Origin of the sequence: Luteimonas terrae, assembly GCF_004358165.1 — a bacterium.
GTDB lineage: Bacteria > Pseudomonadota > Gammaproteobacteria > Xanthomonadales > Xanthomonadaceae > Luteimonas > Luteimonas terrae.
The window spans coordinates 693,373-707,183 of record NZ_SMTG01000002.1 but is presented as its reverse complement, the minus strand read 5'-3'; the positions used below and the strand labels follow the sequence as shown (position 1 = coordinate 707,183).

Genomic DNA, 13,811 nt, shown 5'->3' with positions numbered 1-13,811 from the left:
GGAGACCCGCATGTCGACAAAAGCCGACACCGCCCTGCGCCTGCTGATCGTCGACGACCGCGTCGAGGATGCCGAGGCACTGGCCAGCGGACTGCGGAATGCCGGCATCGCGGTGCGGCCCTTGCGGCCCGAATCGGACGAGGATCTGGGTCGCATCATCGGCAGCCAGTCGCCGGACGTGGTCATCGCCGCCCGCAACGCGACCGCGCTCCCGTTCGCACAGGTCATGCAGCGCATCGCCGACAGCGGCCGCGACCTGCCGGTGATCGCGCTGGTCGATGCGCTGGTCGAAGCCGACTACGTCGACGCCATCCAGTCCGGCGCACGCGCCGTCGCCCTGCGCCACGCGCCGCAGCAACTGCTGGCCTGCGTGCGCGACGCTTGGGCCGATCGTGACGCCCGCCGCGGCCTGCGCCGCCTCGAAGCGCGCGTGCGTGAGACCGAGCGCCGTTGCGACGCGCTGATCGATTCTTCGCGCGACCCGATCGCCTACATCCACGAGGGCATGCACATCCGCGCCAACGCGGCGTATCTGGAAATGTTCGGCTACGAGAGCTTCGAGGACATCGAAGGCATCTCGCTGCTGGACATGGTCGGGCCGCAGCACGTGGAGTCCTTCAAGGCGCTGCTCAAGTCGATGAGCAAGGGCGAGCCGCCACCGCCCCGGCATGAGATCGAGGCGCGCGACATCGACGGCAAGGCGTTTCCGGCGTCGATGGAATTCGCGACCGCGCAGTACGAGGGCGAACCCTGCCTGCAGGTGATCTTCCGCCGCCGCGAGGAAATCGATTCCGATCTCGTGCTGGAACTGGCCGAACTGCGCAACCGCGACCAGGTGACCGGCCTGCTGAACCGCCCGACCTTCCTGCGTGCGATCGAGGATGCGGTCGACGATGCGGCGCAGTCCGACAGCCAGTACGGCTTCCTGATGCTCGAACCCGACCATCAGCAGCAGCTGCTGGCCGACATCGGCCTCCACCACGCCGACGATCTGCTCGCGGCCACGGCCGAGCGCCTTGAATCGCTGGTCGGCGAAGACGCGACGGTCGCGCGCTACGGCGGCCACACGCTCGCGGTGCTGCTGCGCGGCCACGACTACCACGCGACCGTGGACACCGCCGAGCGAATCCGCGCCGGCTTCGCGGACCATGTGTTCGAGATCGGCGAGCGCTCCAGCGTCATCACCGTGAGCATCGGCGGCGTCCAGGTCGGCGAGAAGATCGCGAACGTCGCCCAGGTGCTGGGGCGGGCCAGTGCCGCACTCGAATCGGTGTCCGGCTCGGGTGGCAACCGCTGCGAGGTCTTCGATCCGAGCGCGGTCGACCGGGTCGAACAGGAACGCATCGAGGCCTGGGTCGCGCGCCTGCGCGGCGCACTCGACAACGACGGTTTCGTGCTGCATTACCAGCCGGTCATCAACCTGCAGGGCGACAACGCCGCGGTCTACGAGATCCTGCTGCGCCTCGACAACGGCGATGGTGAACTGATCGCGCCCGGCACCTTCCTGCAGATCGCCGAAGACAACGGCATGCTCGGCGAGATCGATCGCTACGTCGCCGGACGCGCGATCGCCGCGATCGCCCAGCGCCTGCGCGCCGGCCAGCCGACCACGCTGCTGGTCAAGGTCAGCCAGGCCTCGCTGGACGGCAACGCGTTTGCGGATTTCGTGGGCGAGCAGCTCGCCGCCCACGAGGTGCCCGGCGAGTACCTGGTGCTGCAGTTGCCCGAATCGAAGGTGTTCACCCATCTCAAGGCGACGCAGGCCTTTGCCGCGCGTATCGCCGGCTTCGACGGGCGTTTCGCGCTGGAACAGTTCGGCGTGGGTCTCGATTCCTTCCAGCTGCTGAGCCATCTGCAGCCGCACCTGCTCAAGCTCGATCGCAGCTTTACCGACGACTTGCCGGGCAATGCGGAGAACCAGGAACGCATCGGCGAGATCGCGCGACGCGCACGCCAGGTCGGCATCCGCACGATCGCCGAGTTCGTGCAGGACGCGGCGAGCATGTCGATCCTGTTCGGTGCCGACATCGACTACGTGCAGGGCAACTTCCTGGCCGCCGCCGGCCCGGGCATGCATTACGACTTCGAGTGATCGCATCGCCGCGCACGGGCGCGGCACGTTTCACTGCAGTGCGGGCGTCCACTCGAGGCTGGTGATCCGCCAGGTGTCGCCGCGCAGGCGCCAGCCACTTTCGATGCGCCACGCCTGCGCGCTGTCGGGCAGCAGTGCCGCGCCGTCGCCGCCGGTCAGCGCCGCGCGCGTGCGCACGCGTGCCCGGTCGGCGCCCTGCAACTCCACGTCCAGCGGCCCCGTGACGACGCCGATCCGCTGATGCCGCAGCATCAGCACGGCCGCGGTCTGGCGTGCGCCGCGGCGATCCATGCCTTGCGGACCGATGAAATCCTCGTCGAGCAGATCGGCGACATCCGATGCGCTGCGCGCTTCGATCGCCGCCTGCAGCGCGGTCACCTGCGCACGGATCGCCTCCTCCGGCGCGTCACGCTTGCAGCCGGAGAACGCAACCAGCACGAGCGTCATCGCCAGCAGCATCAGCCAGCTTGCGAACCTCGGTCGGGGCTGTGGCATGCGCATGTTTTCCGTTGTGTGCCGGGATGTCGAAGGGCGGCGCATCGCGCCGCAACGCGCCTTGCCTCCCCCTAGAGCCTATGCTCCAATCGACCGAATTGCACAGGTACGGTCACCAGTTCGAGTGACGGCCTTCAATCAGGGAGAGGATTGCATGACCGATCAACGTCCGTGGCTGGCGAACTATCCTGCGGGCGTGCCTGCGGAAATCGATCCCGAGCAGTACGCCTCGGTGCCGGCGGTCCTCGACGAGGCCATCGCCAAATTCCGCGACCGCCCCGCGTTCTCCAACATGGGACGCACGATCACCTACGGCGAACTGGACGCGCGCAGCCGCGACTTCGCCGCCTACCTGCTCGGCGAACTGAAGCTCAAGAAGGGCGATCGCGTCGCGATCATGATGCCCAACTGTCTGCAGTATCCGATCGCCACGTTCGGCGTGCTGCGTGCCGGCCTGACGGTGGTGAACACCAACCCGATGTACACCGCGCGCGAACTGCGCCACCAGCTGGTAGATTCCGGCGCGGCCGCCGTGCTGGTGATGGACAACTTCGGCAAGACCGTGCAGGACGTGCTGGCCGACACCCAGGTCAAGCAGGTCATCACCACGGGCCTGGGCGATCTGCTCGGCTTTCCGAAGGGCGCGATCGTCAATTTCGTGCTCAAGCACGTCAAGAAGATGGTGCCCGACTACACCATCCATGGCGCGATCCGCTTCAACGACGCCATCGCGCGCGGCGCGAAGCACGAACTGCCGAAGATCTCCACGTCGCTGGAGGACATCGCATTCCTGCAGTACACCGGCGGCACCACCGGCGTGGCCAAAGGCGCGATGCTCACGCACCGCAACCTCGTCGCGAACATGCAGCAGGCCTCGGCCTGGATCGGACCGCTGGCCCGCGAAGGCCAGGAGACGATCATCACCGCGCTGCCGCTGTACCACATCTTCGCGTTGACGGCGAACGGCCTGGTCTTCATGCGCCTGGGCGCGAAGAACATCCTGATCACCAATCCGCGCGACATGCCCGGCTTCGTCAAGGAACTCAAGCGCGAGCCCTTCACCGCGATCACCGGCGTCAACACGCTGTTCAACGGCCTGCTCAACACGCCCGGCTTCTCCGACATCGATTTCAGCCCGCTGCGCCTGACGCTGGGCGGCGGCATGGCCGTGCAGCGCGCGGTCGCCGAACGCTGGAAGCAGGTGACCGGCGTGACCCTGGTCGAAGCCTACGGCCTCACCGAAACCTCGCCGGCAGCCTGCATCAATCCGATGGATCTGGCCGAGTACAACGGCTCCATCGGCCTGCCGGTGCCGTCGACCGAAGCCTGCATCAAGGACGAGGCCGGCAACCAGCTGCCGGTCGGCGAAGTCGGCGAGCTGTGCATCCGCGGCCCGCAGGTGATGCGCGGCTACTGGCAACGTCCGGAAGACACGACCGCCGCGATCGATGCCGACGGCTGGCTGCACACCGGCGACATGGCGAAGATGGACGACAAGGGGTTCTTCTACATCGTCGATCGCAAGAAGGACATGATCCTGGTGTCCGGCTTCAACGTGTATCCCAACGAAGTCGAGGACGTTATCGCGATGATGCCCGGCGTGCTGGAGGTCGCGGCGATCGGCGTCCCCGACGACAAGTCCGGCGAAGCGGTGAAGGTCGTCATCGTGCGCAAGGATCCGTCACTGACCGCCGATCAGGTCAAGGCGCATGCGCGCGAGCACCTTACCGGCTACAAGCATCCGCGCATCGTCGAGTTCCGCACCGAGTTGCCGAAGACCAACGTCGGCAAGATCCTCCGCCGCGAACTCCGCGACGAGCCCGCAAAAACGTGATGAACTTCCCAGATTCGTGTTGACGAATTTGGCATTCAGCGTTTAGCTCATTGAAATCCTTGCCCTTTTCGCCCGATGCGCGCATAGAAGCGCGCATCGGGCGAAAACTTTACATGGACGCCCGCCGGGCGCCCGACCGGCGGTGGTCCGCTACAGGGGATTACCAATGAACAACGTCGAGCTGCTGCACGGCGACACCACCGCCGCCCTCTCCACCATCCGCATCGAGCACGACGCGTCCAATGATTCCCATTGGTGCTTCATGCATGCGCAGCAGGCGTTCTCCGATCCCACTTACCGGGCATGTTTCTCGCCCGCGCTCCTGCGCGAACTGCGCCTGTTCGCGCAGCAGACCATCGATGGCATCTCCCGCCGCGCCGCCGAAGAACCGGGCCACGTGTCGCACATCGTGCTCGGCTCGGATGCGCACGTGTTCAACCTCGGCGGCGACCTCAAGCTGTTCGCATCGCTGATCCGCGACCGCAACCGCGAGGGCCTGCTGCGTTACGCCAGCGAGTGCGTCGACAACATCCATCTGCTGCACACGCGCCTGCACCGCAACGCGCACACGGTCGCGCTGGTCGAAGGCGACACGCTCGGCGGCGGCTTCGAACTCGCGCTGGCCTGCCAGACCATCGTCGCCGAAAGCGGCGTGCAGATGGGCTTCCCCGAAGTGCTGTTCGGCCTGTTCCCGGGCATGGGCGCCTACTCGCTGCTGGTGCAGAAGGTCAGCCCGAAGGTCGCCGAGGAGATGATGCTCAACGGCCGCATGTACACCAGCGACGAGCTGCACGCGATGGGCATCGTCGACGTGCTGGTGCCCAAGGGCGAAGGCACGCGCGCGGTGCATGAAGTGATCCGCCAGAACCGGCGCATCGCCGCGGCACGCCTCGCGTTGCACGACGTGCGCGAAGGCGCGCATCCGGTCTCGCACGAAGAACTCATGCGCATCACCCGCATCTGGGTCGACACCGCGCTCCAGCTGGGCGAGCGCCAGCTGCGCACGATGGAACGTCTGGTGCGCGCGCAGCTGCGTCGCCCGGATGCGGCGGACCAGGACAAGGCCGTCGACGTCGGCTGATCGGGCAACGGACGCCCGGGTCAGGGCTTCTCCGACCCGGGCATGCCAGCGCGCGGCATATCGCCGCGCTCGCGCAGGGCCACCAGCGCCTGGTCGAGCTGCTGACCGAGCGTCTGCAGCAGACCGCTCCAGTCCTTGAGCAACTGCTCGGACCGCATCTTCATGCCGGTCGACGCGGTGTCGGCCAGGCGGATCGCGCCCATATTGCCGGCCGCGCCCTTGAGCGCGTGACAGGCATCGCGCGCGCCGTCCCAGTTGGCCGCCCGCGCGGCTTCCTCGAGATCGACGAGACACTTGCGTGCATCGCGCGCGCATTCGCCCAGAAACCGCTGCACGAACACCTCGCCCAGGCCCATCTCGCGCAGTTCGTCGAGGATGTGCTGGGAAATGATGCTGCCGTCGACGACGCGTGGCGCCGCCGGCGGCGCGGCTTCGGCCGCTGCAGGCGCGGCGACGCCCAGCGCGATCTCGGCCAGCTTCTCGAGCAACCGCTCGGTGACGATGGGTTTGGTCAGATAGGCGAACGCGCCGGCCTTCATGCAGGCCTCGCGCGCGTCCGAGGTTGCATCGGCGGTGAGCACGATGAAGGGCGTGCGGCGGCCGCTGCCGGCTTCCATGAAGCGCGTCTGCCGAATGATGTCGAGTCCGTCGGCACCAGGCATGTGCAGGTCGGTGATCACCACGTCGAAGGTCTGCGCTTCCAGCGCGATCAACACATCGTCGCCGTCATCGACGATGTGCGGACGATGGCCCGCCTTCTCGAGCAGGCGACGCAGCACCATGCGGTTGGCGGGCTGGTCGTCGGCGACGAGGATCCGCATCGGCTCGACACGCGCGCGATGGCGCACGAAGGGATCGGCGAAGGCGATGACGTTGCTCGCGCCCTCGGACGCGGCGACCTGCGCCTGCGCGACCAGCCCCAGCGGCACTTCGATCCAGAAATGCGAGCCTTCGCCGAGCCGGCTTTCGACCTGGATGCGACCACCCATCAGCTCCGTCAGGCCCTTGGCGATCGTGGTGCCCAGACCCGTGCCGCCGAAACGACGGCCCAGGCCGGTCTCGACCTGTTCGAACGCATCGAAGATGCCGGCCAGCGCCTCGGGCGGCATGCCGATACCGGTGTCGCGCACCGAGAAGCGCAGGCGCACCTGCTGCGGCTCGACATCGCCGGCAAGCGTGTCGATCTCCAGCGCGACCTGCCCCTTCTCGGTGAACTTGATCGCGTTCGAGAGCAGGTTCACCAGCACCTGGCGCAGCTGGTTGCTGTCGCCGTGCAGCAGGGTCGGCACCGCGTCGGCGACCTTGACCTCGAAACGCAGCCCCTTGGCATGCGCGCTGGGCATCAGCATGACCTGGATGCCGCGCACGAGTTCGGTCAGCGAGAAATCGGCATGCGTGCTGCGGTACTTGCCGGCCTCGATCTTGAAGATGTCGAGCACGTCGTCGACCAGCACCTGCAGCGCCTTGGCCGAGGTCTGGATGACGTGCGCGCTGTCGCGCTGCTCGGCGGTCAGCGGCGTGGTCACCAGCAGATCCGACATGCCGATGATGCCGTTGAGCGGCGTGCGGAACTCGTGGCTCATGTTCGCCAGGAACCGGCCCTTGGCCTCGCTGGCGGCCTTGGCCGCGCGCGTCGCTTCGGTCAGCGCGCGCAGCAGCGAACTCAGGTACAGCGGCACCGCGACCAGACCGGCCAGCAGGCCCAGGGCCAGCGACAGGTTCTGCTGCCAGTACGGCGTGATCGCGACCGCGGTCCCGAAGGTCACGAACGCGAAGCCGATCGCGGCGTACAGATATCGCGGACCGAAGCGCAGGCCGTTGCCGACGGTGACCCACATGATCACCACGTACAGCCAGGCCAGCAGGTCGCCGAGCAGGAACAGTCCCACGCCCATCAGGCTGTAGTCGGCGACCATGCCGAGCACGCGACGGGGATGCGAGACGCCCGGACGCCACAGCAGCCAGCCGACGATGCCGGCCGCGACGGTGAACTCGATCGCCAGATACGCTTCCGACAGCCACAGCGCGCGTGCGACGTCCGGCTTGCCGCCGACGAAGATCTGCAGGTAGGCGTAGATGACGACGAGCATCACCAGACGCACGGTGGCCTGCCCGTGTTCGCTGTCGGGACGGTCGGCCAGACGCGTGCGCAGCCAGCCGATGACGGCGTTCATCCCGCGGAACTCACTGCAGCGGTCCGACGGGCCGCCCGCCGAACTGCGCGCAGATCTGCTGCAGGCGCGGCACGTTCGACAGCATCGCTTCGACGCAGCGCGGATCGAAATGGCGGCCGCTGTTCTCGCCGATGTAGGCCAGCGCCTCCTCGATCGACCAGCCCCGCTTGTACGGGCGCTTGGACATCAGCGCGTCGAACACGTCGGCGATCGCGACGATGCGCGCCTCCAGCGGAATCTGCTCGCCGGCAAGGCCGTCGGGATAGCCGGTGCCGTCGTAGCGCTCCTGGTGGCGCAACGCGATCAGCGCGCTGAGCTGGATGAAGCGGTTTTCGCTGTTGCTCAGCAGCTCGTAGCCGATCTGCGGATGCTCGCGCATGGTCGCCATCTCCTCGGCCGTCAGCGGACCGGGCTTCATCAGGATGGCGTCGGGAATGGCGATCTTGCCGATGTCGTGCAGCGGCGCGGCCAGCTCGATCATCCGCACCTCGTCCTCGAACAGGCCCATGGCCTCGGCGACCATGCCGGCCACCGCAGCCACGCGTTCGAGGTTGGCGCTGGTGCTGGCGTCGCGATAGGCGATCGCACGCGCCAGCCGGGTCAGGGTCTCGCGCTCGCGCTCCTCGACCTCGTGCATGCTCTTGAGCAGACGCTGCTCCAGCGACAGCGCACGCTGCTTGACCGATTCGGACTGCTGGCGCAGCTGCAGCAGGTTGCGGCAGCGGGCGCGCAGTTCGCGCGGGCGCACCGGCTTGACCAAGAAATCGATGACGCCCGCTTCCAGCGCGGCCTGGCGGATCGGCTCGTCGCCGACCACGGTGACCAGCACGATCGGCACGTCGCGATGCAGCAGCGGGCGGCGGAAGCGGCGCGCGAACTCCAGGCCGTCGACCACCGGCATGCGGTAGTCCAGCAGCAACAGATCGGGGCGGTGGTCGTCGCACCAGCGCAGGGCGTGTTCGGGGTCGCCGAAGTCGAACACTTCCAGCTCGGGACTGATGTCCTCGAGGATGTGGCGCAGCATGGTCCGCGCGGACGTCTGATCGTCGACGATGACGATGTTCATGCCGTGGGCCTCCTCACAATCGCTCCCCTGCCTCGCATCATTGCGGGCGATGCCGATGTGAAGCAAGTCCCGCGCCATTCATGCGGACTTTCCTGACACCGGGGCTACAGGCATCCCGATGTTCCGCGCCCGGCCCCGTGACTGCCGTCACAGGGCACACCCTGACCTCAGGCGTCGGTCTGCGGGCGCATGTACGGGAACAGCAGCACGTCGCGGATTGAAGACGAGCCGGTCAGCAGCATCACCAGCCGGTCGATGCCGATGCCCAGGCCACCGGTCGGCGGCAGGCCCACCTCGAGCGCGCGGATGTAGTCGGCGTCGTAGTGCATGGCCTCGTCGTCGCCACCTTCGCGCGCATCGACCTGGGCGCGGAAACGCGCAGCCTGGTCCTCGGGGTCGTTGAGCTCGGAAAAGCCGTTGGCGATCTCCTTGCCGCCGATGAACAGCTCGAAGCGGTCGGTGATGCCGGCCTCGCTGTCGGACTCGCGCGCCAGCGGCGACACCTCGACCGGGTAATGGGTGATGAAGGTCGGCTGGATCAGGCCGGTCTCGACGGTCTTCTCGAAGATCTCCAGCAACAGCTTGCCCCAGCCGTAGCCGGCCTTGACGTGCACGCCCAGCCGCGCGCAATGCGCGGCCAGCGCCTCGCGGTCCCGGCAGTCGGCGACGCTGATCTCCGGATTGAGTTCGCGCACGGCTTCTTCGAGCTTCCAGCGGCGGAAGGCCGGGCCGACGTCGATCGCATTGCCGTCCCATTCCAGCGCGGTGGTGCCGACCGCCTGCGTGGCGACATCGCGGATCAGCGACTCGGTCAGGTCCATGACCTCTTCGTAGGCGACGTAGGCCTCGTAGAGCTCGAGCATCGTGAACTCGGGGTTATGCCGGGTCGACACGCCCTCGTTGCGGAAGTTGCGGTTGATCTCGTAGACGCGCTCGAAGCCGCCGACCACCAGCCGCTTGAGATACAGCTCCGGCGCGACGCGCAGGAACAGGTCGAGATCGAGCGCGTTGTGGTGCGTCGCGAACGGCTTGGCCGCGGCGCCACCGGCGATGTAATGCATCATCGGCGTCTCGACTTCGAGGAAGTCGCGGGTGTCGAGCCACTGGCGGATCGCGCCGATGATGCGCGAACGCTTGACGAAGACCGCACGCGCATCTGGCGAGACGATCAGGTCCACGTAGCGCTGGCGGTAACGCTGCTCGACGTCGCTCAGACCGTGCCACTTGTCGGGCAACGGACGCAGCGACTTGGTCAGCAGGCGCAGCGACTCGGCCTTGACCGACAGCTCGCCGGTCTTGGTGCGCATCAGTGTGCCCTCGGCCGCGACGATGTCGCCGACGTCCCAGCCCTTGAACGCGTCGTAGCGCTCGCCCAGCGTCGCCGACTGCAGGAACAGCTGCAGGCGACCGCTGACGTCCTGGATCTGCGCGAACGCGGCTTTGCCCATGATGCGCTTGGCCATCAGACGGCCGGCCACGGCGACACGCACGCCCTCGGCCTCCAGCGCTTCGCCGGTCCAGCGCTCGGCATCTGCATAGACGGTCTGCAGCGCACCTGCCTCGTCACGACGGCGGAAATCGTTCGGGAATGCCACGCCCTGCCCGCGCAGCGCCGCCAGTTTGCCGCGACGCTCGGCGATCAGGTTGTTCTCGTCGGCGGTCGGTGGCGTGGCGGGCTGCTGGGTCATGGGGGTCTCGAAAAGCGGAATCGGAACAACGGTGGGGGCGACGACGACGGGCGACTTCGCCCGGAAACGCCATGCCGGCATCGGCGGGCATGGCGGTGGAACATCCGGTGACCGCGCATCGCGCGGCCCGGACTCAGTTGGCGTCGACGCGTTTGGCGCCGGCTTCCAGGCCCGACTTGAGCGCGGCCTCGACGAATTCGTCGAGATCGCCGTCGAGCACCTTCTGCGTGTCGGAACGTTCGACGCCGGTGCGCAGATCCTTGATGCGGCTCTGGTCGAGCACGTAGTTGCGGATCTGGCTGCCCCAGCCGATGTCGGACTTGGTCGCTTCCAGCGCGTCCTTCTCGGCGTTGCGCTTCTGCAGCTCCAGCTCGTAGAGCTTGGCGGCCAGCATCTTCATCGCGTTGTCGCGGTTCTGGTGCTGGCTGCGGCCGGTCTGGCAGGCCACGACCGTGTTGGTCGGGATGTGCGTGATGCGCACCGCCGACTCGGTCTTGTTGACGTGCTGGCCACCTGCGCCAGACGAGCGGTAGACATCGGTGCGCAGGTCGGCCGGGTTGATGTCGATCTCGATGTTGTCGTCGATCTCGGGCGAGACGAACACCGAGGTGAAGCTGGTGTGCCGGCGGTTGTCCGAATCGAACGGCGACTTGCGCACCAGGCGGTGCACGCCGATCTCGGTCTTCAGCCAGCCGTAGGCGAAGTCGCCCTCGATGCGCACGGTCGCCGACTTGATGCCCGCGACTTCGCCACCGGAGACTTCCATCAGCTCGGTCTTCCAGCCGCGGCTTTCGGCCCAGCGCAGGTACATGCGCAGCAGGATCTCGGCCCAGTCCTGGGCTTCGGTGCCGCCGGCGCCGGCCTGAATGTCGACGAAGGCCGCCGCGCCGTCGAGTTCGCCGGAGAACATGCGCTGGAATTCGAGCTTGTCGACCTCGGCGCCGAAGCGCTCGACGTCGTCGACCACCGCCTGCGCGGTGTCCTCGTCGCTCTCGGACTCGGCCAGTTCCAGCAGTTCGATCGCGCCGTCCAGGCCTTCGGTCAGGTTGCGGATGCCGTTGACGGTCTTGTCGAGCGTCGAGCGCTCGCGGCCCAGCGCCTGTGCGCGCTCGGGGTCGTTCCAGATGTTCGGGTCTTCGAGCTCGCGCTCGACTTCTTCCAGACGCTCGCGACGGGCGTCGTAGTCAAAGATACCCCCTCAGCGCATCCAGCCGACCGCGAAGGTCGACGATGCGCTGGCGGACGGGATTGGTTTCGATCATGGGCCAGGGTGGTCCGGTGAAACCCGCGATTCTAGCAAGCCCGCACCCGCGCGTCCGCGCGCGCCGCGCAAGCCGTCACGCTTGCCGGTAGACTGCGCGCTGCCATTGGGGGCACTGGCAAGGGGATCGACCGAGATGACGACGCGCGACCGGCGCGGCGGGCTGCTGGCCGCCGTGCTGCTGATGGCGGTGGCGCCTGCGATGGGGGCACCGCCCGTTGCCGAGCCCGACCCGCCGCTGACGGCGCAGGTCGAGCGTTGCTTCGCACTGCGCGAGTCGCGCCCGGCCGAAGCGGTCGCGATCGCGCATGCCGCGCTCGCCGGCAGCGACGTGCCCGCCCCCGACGCGATCAAACTGCAGACCTGCCTCGCCCGCGCGGCCGCGCTGACCGGCGACGCCCTGACCGCGATCGACGCGGTCGACCGCATCGAATCGCTGCTCGCCAGCGATCCGCAACCGCCCGAGTTCGCCCTGCGCGCCCTGTCCAATGCCGGGGCCGCCCTGCACCTGGCCGGCGACGTTCCGCGCGCGTTGGCGCTGTATACACGCGCCTTCGAAGTCGCAGAGGCCGGCGAGTCCGACCTGGCCCAGGTCAAGATGCTCAACAACGTTGGCAACATCCACAGCGAGGAGATGGAAGACTTCGACGTTGCCGAGACGATCTACGCGCGCGCGCAGGGGATCGCCGACGCGCGCGGACTCTCCGAGCCGATCCTCGGTTACAACCGCGGCCTCAACCATGTGCGCGCCGGCCGTCGCGACGCGGCGCGGCGGGCGTTCGACGCCGCCCTGCCCCAGGCCTCGGGCACGGATCTGGGCGTGGTGGAGCAGCGCATCCGCGCCGAACTGACCGCGCTCGACAGCCGCGGCATCGCCGCTCTGCCGGCGCTCGCGCGTCTGGCCGATGGACAACGCGCCAGCGACCCGTCCGGCGCGGCGGTCACCCTGATGCGGATGTCGACGCTGGCGCTCGAGGCCGGCCTCGCCGCGCAGGCCCTGACCCACGCTCGCGCGGCCGCGGAACTGGCCCGGCTCGGCGAGTTCCGCATCGAGTACCGCGACGCCCTGCGCGGCGAGGTGGCCGCCCTGCGTGCGCAGCGTCTGTTCGAGGCCGCGATCGATGTGCAGCAGACCCTGCGCGATGTCGAGGTGCGCGCCCTGCGCAGCCAGAATCTGGGCACGCTCGCCGGACTGCAGGCGCGCCTGCAGGACCGGCACAGCGCCGGTGAACTCGCGCGGCTGCACGAGCAACGGCGCATCGACACGCTCGAACAGGCACACGCACGCCGCCTGCGCTCGGCGGCGATGGCCGGCCTGATCCTGCTGGTGGTGCTGATGCTCGCGTTCGCGGCGTACCAGCGTCGCGTGAACCGGCGTCTGTACCGGCTCAGCTCGGTCGACAGTCTCAGCGGGCTGCTCAATCGCGGCGCCGCGACCCGGGCCCTGCGTGCGATGTCCGGCGCGGCGGACGGCGACCGGCGCCCGGTCGTCTTTCTGCTCGACGTCGACTATTTCAAGCACAGCAACGACCAGCACGGTCACAGCACCGGCGACGCGATCCTGGTCGAGATTGCCGCGCGCTTGGGCGCCTGCTGCCGGCCGGGCGATCTGGTCGCCCGCTGGGGCGGCGAGGAGTTCCTGGTCGCCTGTCCCGCACTCGACCTGCGCCGCGCAGGCGAAATCGCCGAGCGTCTGCGCGCGGTGGTGGCCGATGCGCCGTTCCCCATCGAGGACGGCGCGGTCTCGCTGTCGGTCTCGATCGGCTTCGCCTGCTGGCCGGACGCCTCCGGCGCCGGCAGCGCCCGCCGCGATCGCTGGCGCGACGCGGTGGACCTGGCCGACCGCGCGCTCTATGCGTCCAAGCGCGGCGGACGCGATGCTTGGACGGGTCTGTGGTGCAAGCCGGCCGCGCCCGACGTCCGCGCGGTGCTGCGCGAACCCGAAGCCGCCATCGCGGACGGCCGCGTCCAGGCCGTCAGCAGTCGCACGCCGATCCACTGGCGGGCCGCCGAACCGGCCGGTGCACCGGCCGGCTGGCAGGCGCGTGGCACCGCCACCGACGGTGGCCACGAATCGCCGGCGCCGGTGCCGGCCCCGGCGCTCTGATCCCCGCCCGGAC

Annotated in this window: 9 protein-coding genes; 4 read left to right on the top strand and 5 right to left on the bottom strand. The window is 68.3% G+C overall.

Annotated elements, in window-relative coordinates; all coding sequences use genetic code 11:
• The first annotated feature begins 10 nt into the window (after positions 1 to 10).
• Positions 11 to 2,092, top strand: a complete 2,082-nt coding sequence (locus tag E2F49_RS03490) for an EAL domain-containing protein (protein ID WP_133392623.1) — start codon at positions 11 to 13, stop codon at positions 2,090 to 2,092.
• Between the two features lie 30 nt (positions 2,093 to 2,122).
• On the opposite strand, the gene E2F49_RS03485 is transcribed toward E2F49_RS03490, so the two are convergent.
• Positions 2,123 to 2,587, bottom strand: a complete 465-nt coding sequence (locus E2F49_RS03485) for a nuclear transport factor 2 family protein (RefSeq protein ID WP_133392622.1) — start codon at positions 2,585 to 2,587, stop codon at positions 2,123 to 2,125.
• A 154-nt stretch (positions 2,588 to 2,741) separates the two neighbouring features.
• On the opposite strand from E2F49_RS03485, the gene E2F49_RS03480 reads away from it, so the two are divergent.
• A complete protein-coding gene (locus tag E2F49_RS03480) occupies positions 2,742 to 4,421 on the top strand; it encodes a long-chain fatty acid--CoA ligase (RefSeq protein ID WP_055247994.1) in 1,680 nt (559 codons plus the stop codon).
• A gap of 166 nt (positions 4,422 to 4,587) precedes the next feature.
• A complete protein-coding gene (locus E2F49_RS03475; protein ID WP_133392621.1) occupies positions 4,588 to 5,502 on the top strand; it encodes a crotonase/enoyl-CoA hydratase family protein in 915 nt (304 codons plus the stop codon).
• Between the two features lie 20 nt (positions 5,503 to 5,522).
• On the opposite strand, the gene E2F49_RS03470 is transcribed toward E2F49_RS03475, so the two are convergent.
• The 4 genes from E2F49_RS03470 to prfB all read right to left on the bottom strand — a co-directional run bounded on the left by E2F49_RS03470 (position 5,523) and on the right by prfB (position 11,692).
• On the bottom strand, positions 5,523 to 7,676 hold the full coding sequence (locus tag E2F49_RS03470; protein ID WP_133392620.1) for an ATP-binding protein: 2,154 nt from the start codon (positions 7,674 to 7,676) through the stop codon (positions 5,523 to 5,525).
• A gap of 10 nt (positions 7,677 to 7,686) precedes the next feature.
• Positions 7,687 to 8,820 (bottom strand): response regulator, encoded by a 1,134-nt coding sequence (locus E2F49_RS03465; RefSeq protein ID WP_243713393.1) that lies wholly within the window; start codon positions 8,818 to 8,820, stop codon positions 7,687 to 7,689.
• Positions 8,821 to 8,909: 89 nt separating this feature from the next.
• Positions 8,910 to 10,430: a lysine--tRNA ligase gene (gene lysS / locus E2F49_RS03460; protein ID WP_133392618.1), complete on the bottom strand. Its 1,521-nt coding sequence runs from the start codon at positions 10,428 to 10,430 to the stop codon at positions 8,910 to 8,912.
• A 133-nt stretch (positions 10,431 to 10,563) separates the two neighbouring features.
• A protein-coding gene (gene prfB / locus E2F49_RS03455) for a peptide chain release factor 2 (protein ID WP_133392617.1) occupies positions 10,564 to 11,692 on the bottom strand; the annotation gives its coding sequence in 2 pieces (ribosomal slippage) (positions 10,564 to 11,616 and positions 11,618 to 11,692; 1,128 coding nt in all).
• 135 nt (positions 11,693 to 11,827) lie between these two features.
• Between prfB and E2F49_RS03450 the strand changes: the two genes are divergently transcribed.
• The gene (locus E2F49_RS03450; RefSeq protein WP_133392616.1) at positions 11,828 to 13,798 is read left to right on the top strand and encodes a GGDEF domain-containing protein; all 1,971 of its coding nucleotides are present in this window, start codon (positions 11,828 to 11,830) and stop codon (positions 13,796 to 13,798) included.
• The last annotated feature ends 13 nt before the right edge of the window (positions 13,799 to 13,811 follow it).

Bases quoted from the DNA above. Each gene is read 5' to 3' on its own strand.
- E2F49_RS03490 (WP_133392623.1), top strand. From the start codon at position 11: ATGTCGACAAAAGCCGACACCGCCCTGCGCCTGCTGATCGTCGACGAC.
- E2F49_RS03485 (WP_133392622.1), bottom strand. From the start codon at position 2,587: ATGCCACAGCCCCGACCGAGGTTCGCAAGCTGGCTGATGCTGCTGGCG.
- E2F49_RS03480 (WP_055247994.1), top strand. From the start codon at position 2,742: ATGACCGATCAACGTCCGTGGCTGGCGAACTATCCTGCGGGCGTGCCT.
- E2F49_RS03475 (WP_133392621.1), top strand. From the start codon at position 4,588: ATGAACAACGTCGAGCTGCTGCACGGCGACACCACCGCCGCCCTCTCC.
- E2F49_RS03470 (WP_133392620.1), bottom strand. From the start codon at position 7,676: ATGAACGCCGTCATCGGCTGGCTGCGCACGCGTCTGGCCGACCGTCCC.
- E2F49_RS03465 (WP_243713393.1), bottom strand. From the start codon at position 8,820: ATGGCGCGGGACTTGCTTCACATCGGCATCGCCCGCAATGATGCGAGG.
- lysS (WP_133392618.1), bottom strand. From the start codon at position 10,430: ATGACCCAGCAGCCCGCCACGCCACCGACCGCCGACGAGAACAACCTG.
- E2F49_RS03450 (WP_133392616.1), top strand. From the start codon at position 11,828: ATGACGACGCGCGACCGGCGCGGCGGGCTGCTGGCCGCCGTGCTGCTG.